The organism is Haladaptatus halobius, from assembly GCF_020618475.1.
Lineage (GTDB): Archaea > Halobacteriota > Halobacteria > Halobacteriales > Haladaptataceae > Haladaptatus > Haladaptatus halobius.
The window spans coordinates 1,787,783-1,808,669 of sequence record NZ_CP085335.1; the positions used below are offsets into that span (position 1 = coordinate 1,787,783).

The 20,887-nt window shown below is 61.9% G+C and carries 27 protein-coding genes, 2 tRNA genes and 2 pseudogenes; 18 read left to right on the forward strand and 13 right to left on the reverse strand.

All coding sequences use genetic code 11. From position 1 onward, the window contains the following. Positions 1–6: 6 nt before the first annotated feature. From LIW51_RS10340 to LIW51_RS10355, 4 genes are read right to left on the reverse strand one after another with little or no spacing between them, the layout of a single operon-like run. Positions 7–714: an ABC transporter ATP-binding protein gene (locus LIW51_RS10340; RefSeq protein ID WP_227374059.1), complete on the reverse strand. Its 708-nt coding sequence runs from the start codon at positions 712–714 to the stop codon at positions 7–9. Continuing rightward, positions 714–1,553 (reverse strand): ABC transporter ATP-binding protein, encoded by an 840-nt coding sequence (locus LIW51_RS10345; RefSeq protein WP_227374060.1) that lies wholly within the window; start codon positions 1,551–1,553, stop codon positions 714–716. Before LIW51_RS10345 ends, LIW51_RS10340 begins: the two co-directional genes overlap by 1 nt. Beyond that, positions 1,550–2,860: a branched-chain amino acid ABC transporter permease gene (locus tag LIW51_RS10350; protein WP_368411734.1), complete on the reverse strand. Its 1,311-nt coding sequence runs from the start codon at positions 2,858–2,860 to the stop codon at positions 1,550–1,552. The genes LIW51_RS10345 and LIW51_RS10350 overlap by 4 nt, the downstream gene beginning before the upstream one ends. After that, entirely contained in the window at positions 2,857–3,972 is a 1,116-nt protein-coding gene (locus tag LIW51_RS10355) for a branched-chain amino acid ABC transporter permease (RefSeq protein WP_227374061.1), read from the reverse strand. The genes LIW51_RS10350 and LIW51_RS10355 overlap by 4 nt, the downstream gene beginning before the upstream one ends. 209 nt (positions 3,973–4,181) lie before the next feature. On the opposite strand from LIW51_RS10355, the gene LIW51_RS10360 reads away from it, so the two are divergent. The 5 genes from LIW51_RS10360 (at position 4,182) to LIW51_RS10380 (ending at position 7,253) form a co-directional block, all read left to right on the forward strand. Further along, a complete protein-coding gene (locus LIW51_RS10360) occupies positions 4,182–5,381 on the forward strand; it encodes a phosphoglycerate kinase (RefSeq protein WP_227374062.1) in 1,200 nt (399 codons plus the stop codon). Then, entirely contained in the window at positions 5,382–5,858 is a 477-nt protein-coding gene (locus tag LIW51_RS10365; protein WP_227374063.1) for a GNAT family N-acetyltransferase, read from the forward strand. A 17-nt stretch (positions 5,859–5,875) separates the two neighbouring features. Then, positions 5,876–5,949, forward strand: a tRNA-Thr gene (locus LIW51_RS10370). A 332-nt stretch (positions 5,950–6,281) separates the two neighbouring features. Continuing rightward, positions 6,282–6,674: a PolC-type DNA polymerase III domain-containing protein gene (locus LIW51_RS10375; RefSeq protein ID WP_227374064.1), complete on the forward strand. Its 393-nt coding sequence runs from the start codon at positions 6,282–6,284 to the stop codon at positions 6,672–6,674. A 69-nt stretch (positions 6,675–6,743) separates the two neighbouring features. Continuing rightward, positions 6,744–7,253, forward strand: coding sequence for a macro domain-containing protein (locus LIW51_RS10380; RefSeq protein ID WP_227374065.1), 510 nt, complete (start codon positions 6,744–6,746; stop codon positions 7,251–7,253). 41 nt (positions 7,254–7,294) lie between these two features. On the opposite strand, the gene LIW51_RS10385 is transcribed toward LIW51_RS10380, so the two are convergent. The 5 genes from LIW51_RS10385 to LIW51_RS10405 form a co-directional block, all read right to left on the reverse strand. Next, complete coding sequence (locus tag LIW51_RS10385) at positions 7,295–7,558, reverse strand: hypothetical protein (RefSeq protein ID WP_227374066.1); 264 nt, start codon at positions 7,556–7,558, stop codon at positions 7,295–7,297. 258 nt (positions 7,559–7,816) lie between these two features. Then, a complete protein-coding gene (locus LIW51_RS10390; RefSeq protein WP_227374067.1) occupies positions 7,817–8,113 on the reverse strand; it encodes a hypothetical protein in 297 nt (98 codons plus the stop codon). Then, positions 8,110–8,562, reverse strand: a complete 453-nt coding sequence (gene bcp, locus LIW51_RS10395) for a thioredoxin-dependent thiol peroxidase (RefSeq protein ID WP_227374068.1) — start codon at positions 8,560–8,562, stop codon at positions 8,110–8,112. Before bcp ends, LIW51_RS10390 begins: the two co-directional genes overlap by 4 nt. 39 nt (positions 8,563–8,601) lie before the next feature. Then, positions 8,602–8,772 carry a hypothetical protein gene (locus LIW51_RS10400; protein ID WP_227374069.1) on the reverse strand — a complete coding sequence of 57 codons (171 nt, stop codon included), beginning with the start codon at positions 8,770–8,772 and terminating at the stop codon, positions 8,602–8,604. 354 nt (positions 8,773–9,126) lie between these two features. After that, positions 9,127–9,348 (reverse strand): helix-turn-helix domain-containing protein, encoded by a 222-nt coding sequence (locus LIW51_RS10405; RefSeq protein WP_227374070.1) that lies wholly within the window; start codon positions 9,346–9,348, stop codon positions 9,127–9,129. Between the two features lie 265 nt (positions 9,349–9,613). On the opposite strand from LIW51_RS10405, the pseudogene LIW51_RS39910 reads away from it, so the two are divergent. Together LIW51_RS39910 and LIW51_RS10415 are read left to right on the forward strand one after the other, a co-directional pair. Further along, a pseudogene (locus LIW51_RS39910) lies at positions 9,614–10,083 on the forward strand (DUF7500 family protein). 196 nt (positions 10,084–10,279) lie between these two features. Beyond that, on the forward strand, positions 10,280–10,507 hold the full coding sequence (locus LIW51_RS10415; RefSeq protein ID WP_255767467.1) for a chemotaxis protein CheW: 228 nt from the start codon (positions 10,280–10,282) through the stop codon (positions 10,505–10,507). On the opposite strand, the pseudogene LIW51_RS39110 reads toward LIW51_RS10415, so the two are convergent. Continuing rightward, positions 10,456–11,229, reverse strand: a pseudogene (locus tag LIW51_RS39110) (methyl-accepting chemotaxis protein); the annotation flags it as partial. The gene LIW51_RS10415 and the pseudogene LIW51_RS39110 overlap by 52 nt on opposite strands. On the opposite strand from LIW51_RS39110, the gene LIW51_RS10425 reads away from it, so the two are divergent. Further along, positions 11,207–11,542 carry a hypothetical protein gene (locus LIW51_RS10425; RefSeq protein WP_227374072.1) on the forward strand — a complete coding sequence of 112 codons (336 nt, stop codon included), beginning with the start codon at positions 11,207–11,209 and terminating at the stop codon, positions 11,540–11,542. The pseudogene LIW51_RS39110 and the gene LIW51_RS10425 sit on opposite strands and share 23 nt — an antisense overlap. Here LIW51_RS10425 and LIW51_RS10430 read toward each other — a convergent pair. Further along, positions 11,517–11,741, reverse strand: coding sequence for a DUF7521 family protein (locus LIW51_RS10430; RefSeq protein ID WP_227374073.1), 225 nt, complete (start codon positions 11,739–11,741; stop codon positions 11,517–11,519). The two genes, LIW51_RS10425 and LIW51_RS10430, sit on opposite strands and share 26 nt — an antisense overlap. Before the next feature lies 1 nt (position 11,742). Further along, positions 11,743–12,084: an ArsR/SmtB family transcription factor gene (locus LIW51_RS10435; RefSeq protein ID WP_227374074.1), complete on the reverse strand. Its 342-nt coding sequence runs from the start codon at positions 12,082–12,084 to the stop codon at positions 11,743–11,745. A gap of 168 nt (positions 12,085–12,252) precedes the next feature. Here LIW51_RS10435 and LIW51_RS10440 point away from each other — a divergent pair, with 168 nt between their 5' ends. The 6 genes from LIW51_RS10440 (at position 12,253) to LIW51_RS10465 (ending at position 19,026) form a co-directional block, all read left to right on the forward strand. Further along, on the forward strand, positions 12,253–12,663 hold the full coding sequence (locus tag LIW51_RS10440; RefSeq protein WP_227374075.1) for a chemotaxis protein CheW: 411 nt from the start codon (positions 12,253–12,255) through the stop codon (positions 12,661–12,663). Positions 12,664–13,195: 532 nt separating this feature from the next. Beyond that, on the forward strand, positions 13,196–15,016 hold the full coding sequence (gene glmS, locus LIW51_RS10445) for a glutamine--fructose-6-phosphate transaminase (isomerizing) (RefSeq protein WP_227374076.1): 1,821 nt from the start codon (positions 13,196–13,198) through the stop codon (positions 15,014–15,016). Between the two features lie 86 nt (positions 15,017–15,102). Then, on the forward strand, positions 15,103–16,062 hold the full coding sequence (locus LIW51_RS10450) for a polysaccharide deacetylase family protein (protein WP_227374077.1): 960 nt from the start codon (positions 15,103–15,105) through the stop codon (positions 16,060–16,062). Positions 16,063–16,301: 239 nt separating this feature from the next. Continuing rightward, entirely contained in the window at positions 16,302–17,888 is a 1,587-nt protein-coding gene (locus LIW51_RS10455; RefSeq protein WP_368411786.1) for an alkaline phosphatase family protein, read from the forward strand. Further along, complete coding sequence (locus LIW51_RS10460) at positions 17,885–18,841, forward strand: NAD-dependent epimerase/dehydratase family protein (RefSeq protein WP_227374079.1); 957 nt, start codon at positions 17,885–17,887, stop codon at positions 18,839–18,841. Before LIW51_RS10455 ends, LIW51_RS10460 begins: the two co-directional genes overlap by 4 nt. A gap of 100 nt (positions 18,842–18,941) precedes the next feature. Then, positions 18,942–19,026, forward strand: a tRNA-OTHER gene (locus LIW51_RS10465). 313 nt (positions 19,027–19,339) lie between these two features. Here the strand turns inward: LIW51_RS10465 and LIW51_RS10470 are convergent. Continuing rightward, positions 19,340–19,486, reverse strand: a complete 147-nt coding sequence (locus LIW51_RS10470) for a hypothetical protein (RefSeq protein WP_227374080.1) — start codon at positions 19,484–19,486, stop codon at positions 19,340–19,342. 89 nt (positions 19,487–19,575) lie between these two features. Here LIW51_RS10470 and LIW51_RS10475 point away from each other — a divergent pair, with 89 nt between their 5' ends. The 4 genes from LIW51_RS10475 to LIW51_RS10490 all read left to right on the forward strand — a co-directional run bounded on the left by LIW51_RS10475 (position 19,576) and on the right by LIW51_RS10490 (position 20,883). Beyond that, on the forward strand, positions 19,576–19,866 hold the full coding sequence (locus tag LIW51_RS10475) for a hypothetical protein (protein WP_227374081.1): 291 nt from the start codon (positions 19,576–19,578) through the stop codon (positions 19,864–19,866). A gap of 106 nt (positions 19,867–19,972) precedes the next feature. Then, on the forward strand, positions 19,973–20,329 hold the full coding sequence (locus LIW51_RS10480) for a hypothetical protein (protein ID WP_227374082.1): 357 nt from the start codon (positions 19,973–19,975) through the stop codon (positions 20,327–20,329). Beyond that, positions 20,250–20,666, forward strand: coding sequence for a hypothetical protein (locus tag LIW51_RS10485; protein ID WP_227374083.1), 417 nt, complete (start codon positions 20,250–20,252; stop codon positions 20,664–20,666). Before LIW51_RS10480 ends, LIW51_RS10485 begins: the two co-directional genes overlap by 80 nt. Next, a complete protein-coding gene (locus LIW51_RS10490) occupies positions 20,647–20,883 on the forward strand; it encodes a PH domain-containing protein (RefSeq protein ID WP_227374084.1) in 237 nt (78 codons plus the stop codon). Before LIW51_RS10485 ends, LIW51_RS10490 begins: the two co-directional genes overlap by 20 nt. The last annotated feature ends 4 nt before the right edge of the window (positions 20,884–20,887 follow it).

Consider the following 20,887-nt stretch of genomic DNA (forward strand, 5'->3'; position numbering starts at 1 on the left):
AGGAAGTTATCCGCCGAGGAACTCCTGTCGAACTTCCTCGTCGGCCAGCAGCGCGTCGCCGGAGTCCACGAACCGGTTCTGTCCCTGCACGAGGACGTAACCGCGGTTACAGCGCCGCAGCGCCTCCTTCGCGTTCTGTTCGACCATCAGGATTGCCGTCCCGCTGTCGTTTATCTCGTCCACCTTGTCGAACATCTCGTCCACGAGGTCGGGTGCGAGACCCGCGCTCGGTTCGTCCAGCATCAGCAGGTCGGGGTTCAACATCAGCGCCCGACCCATGGCGAGCATCTGCCGTTGCCCGCCGGACATCGTCTCCGCCTTCTGGTCTCTGCGCTCGTGCAGAATCGGGAAGCGTTCGTACACCTCCGCGAGCGCGTCCTCCGGCACTTCGTCGAGGATGTACGCGCCCATCTCCAAGTTCTCCTCGACCGAGAGCATCCCGAATATGTTGTCGTTCTGCGGGACGTAACCGAGGCCGAGGTGGATGATATCCTCCGGCTTCTTCCCGTGAATCTCCGCACCGTCGTAGGTGACCGTCCCGCCCATGTAGGTCGTCAACCCGAAGACGGATTTCATCACGGTCGATTTCCCGGCCCCGTTCGGGCCGACGATGGTGACGTACTCGCCGTCTTCGACGTGCATGTCCACGTCGTCCAGTATTTGGAGGTCATCGCCGTACCCCGCGTCGAGGGAATCGATTTCGAGGAGCGCCATTATATCTCCTCCCCCAGATAGGCGTCGATAACTCGGTCGTTCGCTCGAATCGCCTTGGGTTTCCCCTCGGCGAGCACTTTGCCTTGGTGCATGACGATGACGCGTTCGCAGTTGTTCATTATCACGTCCATGTCGTGTTCCACGAGCAGGAACGTGTACCCGTTCTCGCGGAGTTCGTGGACGTGTGCGAGCAGTTTCTTCTCGAGCGAAGGGTTGACGCCCGCCAGCGGTTCGTCCAGCAACACCATCTTCGGGTCGGTCATGAGCGCTCGCGCCATCTCCAGCAGTTTTCGCTGGCCGCCGGAGAGGTTGCCCGAATACTCCTCCGCGAGGTGGTCGATTTCGAAGAACTCCAGCATCTCCCACGCTCGTTCGAGGACGACCTCCTCCTCTCGCTGCACCTCTCCCCGGAGTCCGGGCGTCACCGACCGCCAGAGTTTCTCGCCGTTCTGGCCGTCCGGCGCGAGCATCATGTTCTCCAACACGGTCATCTCCGACAGCTCGCGGGCGATTTGGAACGTTCGAACCAGCCCGCGGTTGGCGATTTGATAGGGACGCAGCCCCGTGATATCGTCGTCGTCGAAGTACACGGAACCGCCATCGGGCCGGTGGACGCCGGTGATGAGGTTGAACGTGGTCGATTTTCCGGCCCCGTTCGGGCCGATGAGTCCGGTGAGCGACCCCTGCTCAACGGAGAACGTCGCCCCGTCCACCGCGGTGATACCGCCGAACGTCTTCCGGAGGTTCTCGACTCGAAGCGGCGTGTCGCTCAGGTCGCTCGCTTCGCTCCCGATGCTGAGCGACTCCGTCCGGGTCGTTTCGCTCCCGCTCGCGGTCATTCCCGCTCACCTCCGTCCGCCGCGGCTTGCGGCGTCGTTTCGCCACCGCCGCGCGGCCGCGAGAGCGGTATGCTCGCGGCCTCCTCCTTGCGGTGGCCGAGCACGCCCTCCGGCCTGCGTTGCATGATCCAGATGAGCACGACGCCCATGATGACCAACTGCAAGGCGTTGATGTTGTTGATAGAATAGGCGACGAACGGCTGGATTTTCCCGACGAACAGCGGGCCGACCGCGTCGGCGAACGTGTTCGGCGCTCCGGAGACGTTGTACACTTGTCTGATGATGTTCTTCAGGTAGAGCGGCCCCTGAAACAGCAGGCCGGCGAACACCGCCGCGCCGAGAACGCTCCCGGTGTTCGATCCCGCGCCGCCGATGATGAGCGCCAGCCACACGAAGAACGTCACCTGCGGTCTGAACGAGGTCGGGGTGATGGCACCCTGCCGGAGTTGCCAGAGGATACCGGCCAGTCCCATCAGCGCACAGCCGAGCATGAACGATTTGATCTTGAACCGGTCGGTGTCCTTCCCGAGCGAGTTCGCCACCTGCTCGTCCTCGCGGATGGCTTTGAGCACCCGACCGAAGGGGGATTCGCCGGTTCGCTTTAGGAGCCAGTAGAACGCCGCCACGAAGCCGAGCAGGACGACCGCGTAGGTGAGCGAATCGAGCATCGGCCCGACGGAGCCGCCGACGAGCGGGGTCAGCGCGTCTTCGAGCGCGGCGTACGGTGCGCTGTCGAACAGCGGTTGGAGCGGGTCGTCGTAGTTCAGCAGCAGACCGCGACCGCCGCCGGTTCCGAGGTTCGTGCCGAACACGTCGACGCTCTGGAACTTGTTCGACATAACGGTGAACCGAACGATCTCGGACATCGCGATGGTCACGATGGCGAGGTAGTCGGCTCGCAACCGAAGCGCCGGAAGCGCCACGAGCAATCCGAGGAGCGCCGCCGCGAGCATCCCGGCGAGGATGCCGACCCAGAGCGGAAGTCCGAGACCGGAGACGGTCGCGGCTCCCGCGGTGGCGCTCGCGGCGGGTTTCGAGACGATGGCCATCGTGTAGAGACCGACCGCCATGAACCCCGCGATGCCGATGTTGAACAGTCCGGTGTACCCCCAGTGGAGGTTCAACGCGAGCGCCAACATCCCGTAGACGCCGATGAGGAACGTGAGGCGTGCGAGCGAGTTCAACTGGCCGCGGAACGAGTAGCCGAGCGCCGACCCCGCGATGAGGTACAGCGCGTAGATACCGACCAGCGCGGCGAGGATGAGCACGGTGTCGTTCATCTCGAAGTCCCGCATCTTCGTGCTCATGCGGTCGTCCTCCCTGCGAACAGCCCCTGCGGTTTGAACAGCAGGATGAGGATCATCATGGCGAACGCGGCGGCTCTGCCGAACTCACCCGGAATCCAGATGATGGCGAGATCCCACGTCAGTCCGATGACCAGTCCGCCGAGGATCGCGCCGTATACCGAGCCGATACCGCCGAGGATGACCGCGGCGAAGATGGGAAGCAGGAGGAGCCACCCGAACTGGAAGTCGATGGTGCCCGTCCAGAGCACCATCAGGTAGCCTGCGACGCCGGTTAGCGCGCCGCCGATTATCCACGTCCAGCGGATGACGCGCTCGGTCGGTATCCCCGTGATACGCGCGAGATCTTCGTTGTCGGACATCGCGCGCATCGCCTTCCCCAGTTTGGTTCGCTGGAGCAGGACGTGAACGCCGAGCATCAGCCCCACCGTCGAGACGAGGAGCGTCAGGTCGTGTGCCGTCACGGGAACGGTTCCGTCCCAGAGCAGGAGATTCCACGTCGGGATGTCCTGCGACGCCGTCGTTCCGCGGTTCGCCGTCGAGAAGACGAATACGATGAGATATCTGAGCGCGAATGCGACGCCGACGCTCGTGATAAGCAGGGTGATACCGCCCGCGTCGCGCATCGGCCGGTAGACGACTCGGTCGATGAACAGGGCGAGCGCTATCGTCCCTATTCCGGCGAGCAAAAGTCCGGCGACGACGGCGAGCGGCGTCGTCGCTATCGTGATGCCGAGGGAACTCGCGTACACCGTTCCGCCGGCGCCGACCAACAACAGTCCGGCGAGACTCCCTTTTCCGAGTCCGGCGACGAGGTACGTGACCGCCCACCCCGTGAACGCCCCGCTCGTGATGTAGTCGCCGTGCGAGAAATTAGCGAAGTTCAGAATGCTGTACGTCATCGAAAGCCCGATTCCGGCGAGACCTATGATGAGTCCACGCATGAGACCGCTCCAGACGAGCGAACCCACATTGGACACGAGTAGGTCACCGAACAGCAGGCGATTTACGAAATCTACGACCAAGAGCACCGCGAACAGGCCGACGACCACGAGGAAGGGTCGTCCGACTACGAGACGTCGCCCTCGGGAGTAGGTTTCAGTTACGCCGTCCATTGATAACTCTCCACACGATAATCGGTTCCCGTCACAGTATTAAACCTTTCCGAGAGAGCTGTCGGGCGAATTCCGATAATGGCGGCATACCCAGGGGTTTCCGAGAAGAGTGTCGAGAAAAAGTGTATTTAGGTTGTTTACTCGAAAGCGCGTTTATTTCGAGGGAGATTACCGACACACATATGCCGAGCGATGTTGCAGGCACACGTATGTCTATCCAGACCCTGGACGATCTCGCCGTCCAAGGGACGACCCTCGGCGTGCGTATCGACATTAACAGTCCGTTGACCGAGTCCGGCGATCTCGCCGACGACGCGCGTCTGCGGGCACACGTCGATACGGTATCGGAACTGTTGGAGCGAGGTGGGAAGGTCGCCGTCCTCGCTCACCAAGGTCGCCCCGGCGGTGACGATTTTTCGGGGCTTTCCCCGCACGCAGAGCGATTGGACGAACTGGTTCCGTTTCCCGTTTCGCACTGCGACGCCACGTTCTCGGAGGACGCTCGAACGGCGGTCGGCAATCTCCACGACGGGGAGGCGGTCGTGCTGGAGAACACGCGCTTCTACAGCGAGGAGTACATGGAGTTCCCGGCGGAGAAAGCCGCACAGACGCACCTCGTCGACCGTCTGGTGCCCAAACTCGACGCCTACGTCAACGACGCCTTCGCGGCGGCCCACCGCTCGCAACCCTCCCTCATCGGCTTTCCGACTCGGCTCCCCGGCTACGCGGGACGCGTCATGGAGCGGGAACTCGACGTGCTCGGCGATATCAAGGGAACTCCGCGCCCGCGAGTGTACGTGGTCGGCGGCGCGAAGGTCTCCGACTCCATCGCGGTCGCCGAGAACGTGCTGGAGCGCGACCTCGCCGATTACGTGCTGACGGCGGGCGTCGTCGGCAACGTCTTCCTCTTCGCCGACGGTGCGGATCTCGGCGACGTCAGCGCGGACTTCATCCACGAACAGGGCTACTGGGATTACATCGACGACGCCGTGAACCTGCTCGAAACCTACCGCGACCGAATCCACCTGCCGAAGGACGCGGCGGTCGAGCGCGACGGGAAACGCGCCGAACTCACCCGCGACGAGTTCCCGCCCGAAGAGGACGAGGCCGCGATGGACATCGGGAGCGCCACTATCAATGCATACTCGGAGATACTCCGGGACGCCGGCACGGTCATCCTCAACGGACCGGCGGGCGTGTTCGAGGACGACGCCTTCGCCAAGGGTACCCGGGAACTCTACACCGAAGCCGCGAACGCAGAGTACAGCATCGTCGGCGGCGGCGACACGGCCGCCGCGATTCGAAAGTTCGACCTCGGAGGATTCGACCACGTGAGCACCGGCGGCGGGGCTTGCTTGCGGATGCTCACCGGCGAACCGCTTCCGGCCGTGGAGGCACTCTCCCGATAGATGGTCTCCGTCGAGGCGGCGACGAGCGCGGACATCGACCGCGTCGCGGATCTCTGGGTGGAACTCGCCCGCGACCAGCGCGCTCACGGGTCGCATCTCCGCGCCGACGAGAACCGCCCCCACATCCGCGACGCCGTCGCCCGACACATCATCGAGGAGAGTCTGTTCGTCGCCCGCGACGAGGGTATGGTCGGCTTTGTGATGTTCGAACTCCAGTCGGGCGTCTACGAGCAGTCGGCGACGCGCGGAATCGTCCAGAACGTCTACGTCAAACCCGAGCGCCGGAGCGAGGGGATCGGATCGGAACTCCTCGACGCCGCCGAGGCGGCCCTCGCCGAACGCGGTGCGGAGGTGCTGGCGCTGGAGGTGCTGGCGACGAACGAGGACGCCCGGCGACTGTACCGGAAACGGGGGTACGAACCGTACCGAATCGAACTGGAAAAATCGGTCGAAAACGATAACCACTCAAAGGAGTAGCGATAACTGAGGAACGCGCCAAGGGAGCTTGGGTGGTTCAAGCACTCGATTTGTAATCGAGAATACGTGGGTTCAAATCCCACCCTTGGCTTGACCTTTTTTCTTCGTGCGGTAACCACCGGGGATTTGAAGTAGACCGGACGCAGTTCGTGAGCGAAGCGAGCGAAACCGTCCGGGCGTGATTCAACTCCACCCTCGGCTCGGCGCTTTTTTGGATTAGTCGAACGTCGGTCGCGTGTGGCCCAGTATCTCGTCTCGATGTCGCTTCTGACGACCGAAAAACAATACTCGTGAACACGACCGACCGGAGACAGGATTAATCGCCTCCTAACAGCGGATTCCGTGTTGTAAACTGTTGCTCGGCGTCCGAGCGAGGGCAACTATCGTTCGGTTTTATACCGATCCCGACCCTGTCCGTTTTTCATGAGCCGCACCCAGAGCGTCCCCCTCTGGATGGCTGCGCCCGAGGAATTCCGCAGCACCCTCAAGATGGTGCTGAGTACGGCGTACAAAAACGACCGCCGGTTCGACCGCTCGTGGACGTTTCGCTATCCGGATGAGGACATACCCGACCTGATGGTCGAGATAACCCACCTCGAAAAAGGTGACACCGAAGAGATGCTGAACCCTCCCCGACCGACGAAACCGCCCGAAAAAGCCGTCGTCGAGGATTTCCGCGGCGTGCTCGGCGATCTGCTGTTGAAGGGTCACCGACGAGGCATCGAGTTCGACCGCTCGTGGACGTTTCGGTACCCCGACGCCGACCACCCCGACCTGATGGTCGAAGCGACGCGCCTCGAAAAACAGGGCGAGTGAGCCGAGGTCGTTCACAGTCGAGTGCGTTCTAGCCCGAGAGTTTTGTTCGCCGACGCTGTGACGTCGAATATGGAGTTCACCGTCGTACAGGGTGACATCGCGGCACAGCAAGCGGACGTGCTCGTCAACGCCGCGGGCACGAGTCTTCGGATGGGTAGCGGCGTGGCGGGCGCGCTCCGCCGCGGGGCGAACGGGTCGATAAACGACGACGCCACCTCGAAGGGGCCGGTCGAACTCGGCGGAGTCGCTGTGACGGACGCGTACGAACTCGACGCGAAGTTCGTCGTCCACGCCGCGGCCATGCCCCACTTCGGGGACGGGCAGGCGACGCGGGAGAGCATCCGCGACGCCACTCGAAACGCGCTACGAAAGGCCGACGAACTGAACGCGAAGTCGATGGTGATTCCGCCGCTAGGCTGTGGCATCGCGGGCTTCGACCTGCGCGAGGGTGCGCGAACCGTCTGCGAGGAGATAGCGCGATACGACGCCGGATCGCTCGTCGACGTTCGAGTCATCGCCTACGGCGACGGGGAGTACGAGACCATCCGCGACGTCGCCGAGGACGTGCGAAAAGCGTGATTCGAAGAGCAGTTCCGAAGGTCGTACCGTCACCAACCCAGCTATCGATTCGGCATCATTCGGTTCACCGACTTCATCAGTCCGCCGGGGAGCATCGAATTCATCCGCTCTTCCATCCGCTTCTGGTTGAAGTAGCTCGCGAACGCTAAGAAAGTCGGGGGCCACAAGCCGATGAAGATTCCCCGTTCTTTCTCCCCGCGAACGAAGAACTGGTACCACGAGAGACCGACCGAAGCGGCCGCCGCGAGCACCGCCGGATTCATCATCGCTTCGTCCGAGGCTTCCATCGTCGATTCTCCGGTCATTCGCTGCTGTCGTTGGCTGGACATTGCGACTATAGGCGCAACTGAGTCTGCAATAAATATGTTGGCTGATTGTCTAATTATCCCAAGAGCCGTCAGGTTCGTTCGAAAAACGAGGGGGACGACCGCGATGAATTACCGACGCTCGGATTTTCACGAAGGCACACGAGTGGTCTACGTTGGCGGGTGTTCGACTCCCCGGCCGAAAGAACCGACGACCGATTCCGAAAAACCGCCGGATGGAAATCGTCCGCACCGAGCTTAGAAGTCGTTCAGTTCCACGTCATCGCCCGCGTCGCCCGCGTCCACGCCGAGCGAGGCGGCGGTTTCGACGGCGCCGAGCCCGTCGAGTTCGCAGAGGTCGGCGACCGACTCCTCAGGAACGACCACCCGGAGCGTCTCGAATGCCAGTTCCGCGTTCACGTCGCCGCCGAGCGAGTCGACTCGGTCGGCGGCCCATTCTGGGTCGGCGTCGGCGAGTCGGAGCAGGAGGGTCACCGACTCCCCTAAGTCGGGGTCGTCTCGAATCCCGCGAACCGGACGTGAGACGTACGTCATTCGAGCGCCGAGAGTATCTCCGCGGCGTGACCGTCCGGCGAGACGTTCTCGAAGACGCGCTCGACGGTGCCGTCGGGAGCGACGACGAAGGTGTTCCGGAAGACACCGTCGAAGGTTCGACCGAACATCTTCTTCTCGCCGTAGGAGTCGTAGGCGCTGGCGACCTCGCCGGACTCGTCGCTCAGCAGTTCGAACGGGAGATCGTGCTTCTCGCGGAAGCTGGCAAGGTCGGAGACCGAATCGTCGCTGATTCCGAGGACGGGCACGCCGCGCGCCGTGAACTCGTCCCACGAATCGCGGAAGTCGCACGCTTCGGTCGTACAGCCGGGGGTGTCGGCGCGCGGGTAGAAGTAGACGACGACTCTGCCCTCGAAATCCCCGAGCGAGATAGTTTCACCCGCGTGGTTCGGGAGTTCGAACGACGGTGCCTGTTGACCAGATTCGAGCATGCCATCGCTTCATAGCGCGTGACGAACTGCGTTACGGAGTCAGTCGCCCGCGACGACGAACGTTCGCCCACCTTTCCGTTCAAGGTGAACCTCGCCATCCTCGGCGGAGCTTCGGACGAAGTCTGCCATTTCGCTAGTGGACAGCCGAGATATGTCCGCAGCGTTCCACGACTGGGGTTCGGCGTGTTCTGGAGCCAGTTCGATGTTCATATCCGAACGTTGTCCGGTCAGATGATGAAACCAAGCATAGCGAAGCGAAAGTGAAAGTGGTCGAAAATCGGGGGGTGTGAGTTTTTCGTCCAGTGCAGGGGACGAGCGCACCATCGATCGAATCCGCTGGGCGGTTCTCGAACTGCCGCCAGTCGATCCGATATATTACTGGGTTCTATCAGTACCAGAATGAAAACAGTTAACCGCTGTTTTTTTACTGTCGAGGTCGTAGCGACTTTTCATGGGTGGCAAATTATCCAGCGACGACCGAGAGCGAATCAAACGGTTTGCGAAAACACCGCGGTACAAGCGTACTCCAGACCAACTCTGTCCCTCCGAAGACGAGGAATCCGATTAGCCGGTCACCGTCAGCGCGTCCCCCTCTTTTTCGACGAGTCCGCGCTCCCGGAGCGTGCGAATGATGGTGTAGAGCGCTATTTTCGGCAAGTCGAGACCGGTCTGTAGTTCGTCGAGCGTCGCACCTTGCGCGGTCGCTAAGTAGAGGTAGACGAGTTTGGCGCGCGGCGAAACCAGTTCGTCGGGGAGCGGCGAAACGGACGTAGTTCTGATACTCATGACGGTGCTCCGACCCAAACATTCGACAGTAATAAATCCACTCCACGACAATCGTCGAAAATCGCTGTAGAGTCGTCGCTCCGCCGAGACGTATTCTCACCGAGAGGAATTGTCTGGGATTTTATGTGACGAGCGGTGGTAACAGTCGATTATGAGTCCAGCGCGGGACGAATCCGAAACGGAAACTGGGACGGTCCTCTCGCCCGACGAACTCGACATCGAGGACAACGACAGCGTCGTTCCGCTGGACGAGGGGCGGTAGGTCATCGGCTCAGCGGGAAAGCCGTCGGTTCCGGAGAAGCCGGCACGCTCATCGACGGCTGACGATACGAACGAAGGGGCTGATTCGCCCGACGAACGACCGCAGATCGACTCCAAGGACGTTCGCCGATGGCTCGAAGACGACCTCGACGACGTGGAGTCGCGATACCGCTTTCACATATCCGCAAAGTCGGAAGACGCAATCGGTCACCAACAGCTGTTCTCCGACGACGTGGGAATCGTCTTCGACGGACTGCTCATGTGGTACGCCAGCAGGTCGATAGGAGCACGCCAGTCGAGGACGTGCTCGGAATCCTCCAGGTGGAGTCGAACGTCCGCGTGCGATACTCGCCGCGGTGTTTCCGCGGCGTCCTCGAAGCCCACGTCCTCTCGCCGGACGACTCCATCGCCGACCTCTTCGAAGCGATACGCGGCACGAACGGACCGGTGTTTCCGCCGGAAACCGACCGGTGAGTCGTCTCGGTTTCGTAACCGTCGCGGATTATCCGTCGTGATAGTCGGGAGTAGGGTTTTTATGTGCCGGAGGTAGATCTATTCGATAGATGACTTTGAGCGTTCAGAAATAGGAATCGTCGGACGACGGGGTGAGGAGACGCAGGTCGTCGAGTTTCGGCTCGGCGACGACGTGTGCGCCATCGACATCGACCAAGTGGACAGCATCGTGGAAGTGAAGAAGGGCACGCGGATTCCGCGCACGCCCGACTCCATCGAGGGCGTGATGGATCTCCGCGGCGAGACGACGGCCATCATCGACCCGAAAAAGTTCCTCTCGGTCGCTTCGGCGACCTCGGTCACGCCGGTCGCGGCCTCGTCAACCGCGTCGGCGATCTCTTCGAGCGCGATGAGAGCGTTGCCGATTTCGTCACCCGCGAGCTGAACCTGTTGGTTCGACTCCTCGACAGCCACGACCATTTCGTTGGCCTGCGACTGAATATCTTCGATGCGACCCGCGATCTCCTCCGTGTGTTCGCGCGTCTTGTTTGCGAGTTCTTTCACCTCGTCCGCGACGACTTCGAAGCCGCTTCCGGCGTCGCCTGCGCGGGCCGCCTCGATGTTCGCGTTCAGCGCGAGGAGGTTCATCTGGTCGACGACTTCGGCGATAACTTCGATAACACCCTCGATTTCGGTCATCTGTAATTCGAGTTCCGTCACCGTCTTCACGAGGCCGTCGCTCATCCTGATGACGACGTCGATTGCCTCGCGTGCACCTTCGCTGGAGTCGAGACCGCTGTCAGCGGCCGCCTTCGCCAGCTCCGCGGCGGATGCGACTTGGTCGCAACAGGCCGCGACCTCCTGCATTCTCGCACTGAAGTTCTCCATCTCGGTGGCGACGATAGAGAGCAGCGCCGACTGTTCGTCCACGCGCTCTTCGATGGTCTCCGCGGAACCGGACGCTCGGTCGACCGACTCGGCGAGTTCCTCCGCCTGTTCGTCGACGCGACGGGCGAGCAACTGGAACCGATCGTCCATGTCGTTGACCTGGTCGACGACGTTGACGAGGCGGTCGTCCACGACGCCGTACTCGTCCGCGAAGTCGGCACGCGCCGAGAGGTCTCCCTCGCGCATGGAGGTGAGCGTGTTCCGGAGTTCTTCCACCATCGCAGTCACGCTCTCGTGTCGGCGAACGTCCTCCGTCCGGTCGTTCACCGTCTCGACGACTGCGACGAGTTCGCCGTCGATAGAGCGGCTTCGCGGCGAACGCGATCTCCTGCTCTTCTCCGTCCGGCGTTACCATCGTACTCTCACCCCGGAACAGGAGGTGGTCTTCGTCGTCCCGTTCCACGCCGAACTCGACGTGTGCGTTCTTCGCCGCTTCGACCATCGATTCGACCGCCGCACCGTACGTGGCGGCGTACGTCGCACTCGAAACCTCGGCAGCGGCGTGTTTATACCCGAAACTCGGTGTTTCTGATGCTCTCGAAATCGAGCAGGAACGCACTGACGGTCGTCGCGAGCGACGCCGCGACGACGAAGGTGAACCCGACCGAGAGATGAAAGAGGGCTGGCTGGGAGGTTCGACGGTAGGTACGCACGGCGAACTCCACCATCGAAAGCCCGGCTACCGTGAGGGAGAGACTGAAAACGGTGTAAAGTAGTTCCGTCGGCTGCATGTCACTGCGTGTCCTTCAGATCGCGCCAAACGTTGACCAGCGAGTTCTCGACTTCGGGACGCTCTTCGAGCGACACCTCCAGACCGTCGCTACGGAACGTTATCGCAACGCTGTCGATGTCGCGCCGGTACACTTTGGTTCGACGCCCCTCGTTAGAGAACTCGCGGCCGGTCAGTTTGAGCAGGTTCGCCTCCGTCAGTTCCTCTATCCTCCGATAGCTGGTCGCTATCGGGATGCCGAGCTCGTCGCTCAACTCCTGGGCGGACTTCGGCTCGTGTGTCGCGTCGAGTATCTCGGCGTTGTACTTGTTGCCAAGCACCCGGAGCAGTTCCACAGACCCCATCGGTTATCGACTTTGATAACACGACCATAAAAAGATATCGTACCGGTGTTCCACGGAACTTACGACGGGAATATTCGAACGGTAGACAGTATCTCCGAGGTAGCGAGCGAGGAGAAAAGTAGAGTGTCCGGCGGAACAGTAAAGTGGAAATCCGGAAGAGAGAGGATAATGTCAGAAAACGTTTCGGAATTGCAGGTCTTGATCTTCCGACTCGAGAGCAAACAGTACTGCGTCGACATCGTGCACAACGACGAGATCGTCGACCGCGGCGAACTGACGAAACTCCCCGACTCGAAACCGCACGTCGAAGGCGTGATGGATCTCCGCGGCACGACGACGACCATCGTCAACCCGAAGACGGTGCTCGGATTGGACGATTCGGGGACGGGCACCCGCGTCATCGTCTTCGAGACGGAAGACCAGCGGAGCATCGGTTGGCTCATCGACGAAGTGAATCAAGTCGTCGCCCTGAACGACGCCGACGTGGACGAGTCCGTCGAGAGCGAGTCGGTTCACGGCGTCGTTCGACAGGACGACGAGTTCGTCGTCTGGGTCAAGCCGTCGGCCATCAATGTCTGACGGTGCGCGCCAGCGCGACGCGGACGAGCGATTCGACATCGAACCTCGAATCGCTCGCCACGACCGCTCCTTTTCGTCGTGCTGCGACGGCGGAGAATCGTAGGACGAAAGTCGAGAGTAATCGATAATACGGCGCCGAGACGGACACCTGCTCTCTTTCCGACTTCTCGATTCGAAAGTAACCATTTCGTACGAGCCTATTACCGGAGATTGACGAAACGTGGCGACTGAATGGCCGAGATGGCATTTTCGCGGTCGGGGACGGGTATGTGAGCCATAGCCCACCCTAGGTGAGTCCTTCACCGAGTTCAGTGAGTGTATAACAAAGAGGGGTTCGGGGGATTCATAAATACAGTTCAGCCCTCGATAACGACTCTATCGAGGTGCCCAGGACACGGTGGAGGCGAGTTACCTATGAGATTCCCGAACGTTAGGCGAATATTAGACAGTGGTTGCAACGAACGTCAGAACGAACGTCATCTATCGCACTCGTGTCAATGAATGCCAACGTCATTCGGGAGGCATCCCACTAATGTGTGGCATCATCGCCCGAGTCGGGGAGACGGACGACGCCGTGGACGAGTTACTCGTTGGTCTCGAGAATCTCGAGTATCGCGGGTACGACTCGGCCGGACTCGCGGTGAAGAACGGGAGCGGGCCGACGGTGTTCAAGCGCGAAGGCCAAATTTCGCGCCTCAAAGACCTGCTCGCGGATGAAGTTCCCGCCGGGGAGCTCGGAATCGGCCACACCCGCTGGAGCACGCACGGTCCGCCGACCGACGAGAATGCCCACCCGCACACGGGCTGCTCCGAGCGAGTCGCGGTCGTCCACAACGGGATCATCGAGAACTACGAGTCGCTCCGGACGGAACTTCGCCAGCGCGGACACGAGTTCGAGAGCGACACCGACACCGAAGTCATTCCGCACTTGGTGGAAGAACACCTCGCTAGCGGCGCGACACCCGAGGAAGCGTTCCGCATGACGGTTCGTCGCCTCTCGGGGAGCTATGCCGTGGCGATGCTAGTCGACGAGAGCGACGCCATCTACGCGACGCGCTCCGGGTCACCGCTCGTCGTCGGCGTTCGAGACGGGAAGTATTTCCTCGCCAGCGACGTACCCGCCTTCTTGGATTTCACCGACGAGGTCATCTACCTCGACGACGGCGACGTGGTCGTCGTCAGACCGGGGAAACACGAGATAACGAATCTCGAAGGTCGGTCGGTCGAACGTCAGACGAAGACGGTCGATTGGAACCCGGAGGACGCGGGGAAGGGTGGTTACGACCACTACATGCTCAAAGAGATCCACGAACAGCCGACCTCCCTCCGCCAGACGCTTCGCGGTCGCGCAGACCCGGTGACGGGCGACATCACCCTCGAAGATTTCCCGTCGGGAACCTTCGACGGCGTCCGGCGCGTGCAACTCGTCGCCTGCGGGACGTCGTATCACGCCGGACTCGTCGGCAATCAGTTCCTCGGGAGTCGCGGCGTTCCCGCGCAGACGTTCCTCGCCAGCGAGTACGCGGTGTCGCCACCGCCGGTCGACGACAGCACGCTCGTCGTCGGCGTCACGCAGAGCGGCGAGACGGCGGACACGCTCTCGGCCCTCAGACGGGCGAACGCAGCCGGAGCGCGGACGCTCGCGGTGACGAACGTCGTCGGCTCGACCGCGGCGAGGGAGTGTGACGACGCGCTGTTCATCCGCGCCGGCCCCGAAATCGGTGTCGCCGCCACCAAGACGTTCTCCTCGCAGGTCGTCTCGCTCTCCCTGCTCGGCGAGCGAATCGTCCGGGACACGACCGGCCACAGGAGCGACGACGTGGAGTCGGTACTGTCCGCCCTCTCCGACCTTCCGGATAACGTCCAGCGGATACTGGACTACACGAAAGCCCATCGAATCGCCAAACGCTACCGCGACAGCGAAGCGTACTTCTTCATCGGTCGCGGTTCGGCCTTCCCGGTCGCACTGGAAGGCGCACTGAAGTTCAAGGAGATATCCTACGAGCACGCTGAGGGGTTCGCGGCGGGCGAGCTGAAACACGGTCCACTGGCGCTGGTAACTCCCACAACTCCGGTGTTCGCGGTGTTCAACGGTCGCAACGACGAGAAGACGTTGAGCAATGTCAAGGAAGTCGAAGCTCGCGGTGCGCCGGTCGTCGCGGTGGCGAGCGACGAGAACGAAGCGGTCGCCCAGTACGCCGACGACGTGCTGACGATTCCGGACACCCATCCCGACGCGGCGGGCGTCCTCGCCAACGTCCAACTCCAGTTGCTCTCGTACCACGCTGCAGAACTACTCGACCGACCTATCGACAAGCCGCGCAATCTGGCGAAGAGCGTGACCGTCGAATGAATCGGGCGGGTAAGCCACGATTACCCACCCGAACCGAACTGAACGGTCGGCGCGGTTTAATCGCACTCCGCTACCAGTTCTGATAGATGAACGCCGTCGTACTCTCGTTGGACGCCGAGCTCGCTTGGGGGTACCACGACCTGCCGACGGTGCCCGACCACGTCGAGAGCGCCCGCACCTCGTGGTCACGACTGCTCGCGCTCTTCGACGAGTACAACGTTCCTGCCACGTGGGCCGTCGTCGGCCACCTCTTCCTCAACTCGTGCGACGGCGAACACGCTGGTCACGCGACCCTGACTGACGACTGGTTCGCCCGCGACCCCGGCGGCGTCGCGGAGCGCTCGCCACTCTGGTTCGGCGATGGAATCGTCGACACCATCGCCGACGCGAAGGCGAACCACGAAATCGGCTGTCACACCTTCTCGCACGTCGAATTCGGCGATGAGCGAACGACCCGCGAGGTGGCGGTGGACGAGACCCGCGCCAGCCTCGAAATCGCGGACGATGCCGGACACTCCCTCGAATCGTTCGTCTTCCCGCGGAACAACGTCGGCCATCGGGACGTGCTCGCCGCCTACGGCTTCACCTGTTATCGCGGGACGCGCCCGGAACTCTGGTACGATGGGGGACGGTTCAAATCGCTAGCGAAGGTCATCGACCTGACCGTGAGCAAGACGGGACCGCCGCTGATCGAACCGGAAGTGGACGAGTACGGGCTGGTGAACGTTCCGGCCTCGATGTTCCTGTTCGGCTACGAAGGCCGGGTGCGGACGATGACCAAGAGCGTCTGGGATGACCCGCTCATCCGGGCGTCGAAGCGCGGCATCGACCGCGCCGCCGACGCCAGCGACGGCATCTTCCACCTCTGGATGCACCCAAACAACTTCACCGAGGAGCGCGACTTCGAGCGACTGCGGGTCGTGCTTGAACACCTCGCTAAACGGCGAGACGAGGCCCGGCTCCAGGTTCGAACGATGGGCTCTGTGGCCGCCGAAATCAAGGGAACTGATCCCGCGACGAAACGAACTCCCATCGGACCGAGATAAGCGAACGTCTTCGCGTAGCGACCCCACGAGTCAGCGACTGCGAAGCCGAGACTATTCTGCCTTCCCATCGTTTCGGACGCGACTGAGCGAACCCTTCGCGGTTTCAATCGACACCGCCAGCCTCGGGCTACGAACGGTAACCCTAGCCAGATGCCTCGCAATCAGCCCATAACAAAGCGAATCCCGGTGGTGTGACGGAACAGAGCCACGGGCAGGCGGTCTGCCCCGGCGAGTTAACTATGTCGATGGAAACTTCGAGTCCGGAGAGGGCGTTCGTCCTCGGATTAGACGGCGTCCCATGGGATCTGATCCGACGGTGGACAAGGAAGGGACAATTACCGAACTTCGCTCGGTTGGTCGAAGAGGGGGCCGCCGGGCCGCTTTCGAGCACTACCCCGGACGCCACGCCGCTGGCGTGGCCGACGATCGCCACGGGGGTCTGGCCCGACAAGCACGGATTGTACGGCTTCCAGCACCTCGAACCGGGCTACACCCACCGGATGAACACCAGCGCCGACGTTCGCAGACCCGAACTCTGGGATATCGTCTCGCCTGCAGTGGTCGGCAACGTCCCGATGACCTACCCCGCCGACAACATCGACGGGACGCTCGTCACCGGGATGATGACCCCGGAGATGGACGACCACTTCACCCACCCGCCCGAGTTCGCCGCGGAGATAGCCGAGGAGATTCCAGACTATCAAATCGGTTTGTCGTGGGACGAGTTCCGCGACCGACCGGACGAATTCCGCGAGGAGCTGTCATCCCTGCTCACAACCCGCCGGACGCTAATGCGTCGTCTGATGGCCGAGGACTGGCGACTCTTCTTCTTCGTCTACACCGCGCCCGACCGACTCCAACACCTCATCTGGGAGGACGACGTGCTCCTCGAACACTACCGCGAGCTGGACGACGTGCTCGGCGAGGTGCTGGAACACGTCGAATCCCGCGATGCCACCCTCTTCGTCGTCTCCGACCACGGCTTCGGCCCTATTTCGACGTTCGTCTTCGTCAACAGTCTGCTCGAACGCGAGGGACTCCTGCACCGAAAAGGGGGAGACGGCACGCGGGAGGCGCTCGCTCGATTCGGACTGACGAAAGACCGTGTCCAGGGAATCCTCTCCCGGCTCGGCGTGAGCGAGAAATCCCTCGTCGAACACCTGCCTCGCTCCGTCGTCGATTCCGTCGCCGCGCAGGTTCCCGGCGACCACAGCCTCTACGACGTGGATTTCGAGGAGACCGTGGCGTTCGTCCACGGCGAGGGGAGCGTCTACGTGAACGATACGATGCGATTCGACCCCGGCGTCGTCGCGCCGGAGGACGTGCCCGCGCTCAAGAACGACCTCCGGTCGCTGTTCGAGGGAGTGACCGACCCCGACACCGAAGACCGCGCCCTCAACGTGTACGACGGCGACCAACTGTTCCCGACCGACCCTCGGTCGCCCGATCTCGTCGTCAAGGGCCGAGGCGAGTACGAGACGGGGAACGCGCTGACTCGAAACGTGTTCGCCGACAGCGGGAGCAAGGTCGCCAGCCACCGACCCGAGGGTATCTTCCTCGCGTGGGGGCCGAGCATCGAAGCCGAGACGATGCCGACCGACGCAAGCGTCGCCGACGTGACGCCGACCGTTCTCCACGCGCTGGACGAGGCCGTGCCGTCGGACGCCGACGGGAGGGTGCTGAAGGAGATATTCCACGACGGATCGAAACCGGGGAGACGGGCCGTCTCCCAGCGCGAATACAGCGAGTCGGGCAGTCCCGCGTCGGTCGAGGCCGACTTCGACGACGTGGAAGACCGACTCCGCGGGTTGGGGTACATGGAATGAGCGGGCCGACCAGCGCGCGGAGCGTCGCGACGACCCCCGCACCGACCGGTAAGACCGTGCTCGTGACCGGCGGCGCGGGGTTCGTCGGAAGCCACCTCGCCGCGGCGCTGGCCAAGGAGAACGACGTTCGCATCCTCGACGACTTCTCGTCTGGAAAACGAGAAAATCTTCCGGAGGCAACGACGCTCGTGGAAGGCGACGTGCGCGACCCGAACGCGGTTCGGGAGGCAATGGACGGCGTCGACCTCGTCTTCCACGAGGCCGCCATGGTCAGCGTCGAGCGCTCGGTCGAACGTCCGCTTCGAAGCCACGCCGTCACGACCGACGGGTCGCTCGTCGTCCTCAACCGCGCGCGCCGGGAGGACGCCCGAGTCGTTCTTGCGTCCAGCGCCGCGGTGTACGGTCATCCCGATTCCGTGCCGGTCTCGGAGTCGGAGCGCAAGCGGCCGACCTCTCCCTACGGCATCGACAAACTGACCGCGGACCTCTACGCACGGCAATTCTGCGACCTCTACGGGTTGGAGACGGTCGTCCTTCGGTACTTCAATATCTACGGCTCGCGCCAAAACCCCGAATACAGCGCCGTCGTCCGGGTGTTTCTCGACCAAGCCCGCCGTGGCGACCCCATCACGATAGAAGGTGACGGGACGCAGACGCGGGATTTCGTCCACGTCTCGGACGTGGTGCAGGCGAACCTCAGCGCCGCGACGACCGACCGAACGGGCGAGGCGTTCAACATCGGCACCGGCGAGAGCGTCCCGATCCGCGAACTGGCGGAGACGGTGCGCGACGTGACCGACTCGGACTCCGACATCGTCCACACCGACCCCCGCCCCGGCGACATCGACCACAGCAGGGCGGACGTGAGCCGAGCGCGGGAGGCGCTGGGCTACGAACCCACCGTCTCGCTGTCCGAGGGACTCGCCTCCCTCGTCCGCGAAATCACGGCCTGAAATAGGTCGGGTACGTTCGTCACGGTGTCCCACGAAGTGACCGATGTCGTCGCTTCAGGCGGCCCATAACAAAGGTACTCCCCGCCTTCTGAGGAAACGAGGAAGGGTGGCTCAGTGGTAGAGCACCACCGCTTCGTCGGTGGGAGCCTCACAGGCTTCGCGTGGTTCGAATCCCGCCCCTTCCGTATTCTGCAACGCGTGGAGTAAAACGGAACAGCATCGATTTTCATAACCGACCTCCTTCACTGATTTGGACTGCCTCACGCCGAAATACACTTTCTCTATCGGTCGGACGCGAGTCGAATCAAGAGAGCGTGTGTGTCGGATGTAGGTCGTCGATGTAGCCGACTGTACGACCAAAATACGAGGGAGCAGCTATTATCGAAAAAATTACTTTTATTATATCTGAGTGAAACCCACGAGCAATGAGCGAACATCACAGACGGACATTCTTACGGTCGACAGCTCAAGGATTCGTGGTTGCCACTGCGGCCGGACTCATAGATCGGTGCGCGCTTCGACGACCGTGTCGGTTTCGGGGCGAGTCGTGTGTGCCGACGGAAACCCGGCCGGTGACGTAACGATGGAGGCGAACACGAACTCGTACCCACGAACGACGACCGACAGGTAACGGCTACTGTTCACTCGACGTTCCTCCGAATACCAGCTTCTATCTGGGAATGTAGAAGTACAAAACGGACGGAAGTCCACCGAAACGGGACGGAATTCCGCTCATGTACGACTTCGGCGAACAGTCGGTCGAAAACAGCGAAGCGAATCTTGGCACGCTCAGGCTCCCGAAGACGTACCACGTGATGCTTCGAATACTTCACGCCGACAGCGAACCGGCATCGAGCGCCGAACCCGGCATCGCGGCGAAGAGCGGCGGCCACTGGTTCGGTTCGGCCCCCTCGAAAATCCGCGTAACCCGCGACGGGTATCTGAAGATCACCGATACCGACTACACTGGCGTGGAACTCGGCGGGCCGGTTCTCCTCAGCGCCGAGTTCGTCGAGACGGTGTAATTATGAGAAATCGTTCACCATCACCGAACCAACCGACCTAGTGGTACAGGCGGGTAACGGTTTCCGCGATGCATCGATTACTACCACGAAATCGACGTCTACCCCGATGTCGGAAGAACCCTCGACGACGGCATCAGACGAGAAACCAACGACCCCGCGAAGGACGACGAGTACAACGGATGGTTCCGCAACTACACGAGAATCGAGCACCACGACTACAGCACTGAACTCGACGGCGCAGGGCCGGCGTCGAGGGTTCTTTTCGAACGGGAGCGGTGACGAGGAGTCGGTGAGTTTCCTCGAAGATCCCTACGTCTTGACCGTCGGCGGCTTCGTGCTTTCGGTCGGGGGAATCCTCCATCAACTCGTGAGGGGGAAGAAGTATGGCGCGCGGAAAGACGATTATCTGGAGTTCGATCCTCGGGTTCCCCTTCGTCCTCGCCGGTGGACTACTGTTAGATGAGACTCAACTACCGACCGCTCTCGGCCTACCGTTCATCCTCTTCGGTCTGTTCGTCGTCGGCACCGGTGCTTACATCCAGTGGCAGTCGAGTCCGAGCCAGCCGCATCTACGCGATGGCGAAGAACTCATCGACTATCGCCATCCAACACAGCGAGTTGCTGCGGTGAAAATCGTGCTCAGCTATCCCTTCCTGTTGTCTACCATGCACTTCCTCTTTTTCACGTTTCTCCCCCTACATTTACCCAACAGTCACGCTCATCGTCGGACTGTACCTCTTCTCCACTGGCATCCACACCTACTGGACGAACTCCCTCACGATGTATTTCATCACCTCTGATCGGGTTCTCAAGGAGTATCAGTTCATCTCCCGTGTCCGACAGGAAGTTCCGCTGAACAAGGTTCGTGGTGTCGAAGAGCGAAAGTCGATAACGGAGGCATTCGTCGGTCTCGGAAACGTTCGAGTCGCAACCGGTGGTAGTCGGTCGTTAGAGATCATCATGCAGAATATGGACAAGTCGAACGAGTTCGCCAACCAACTCAGAGATCTGCTGTAACCGT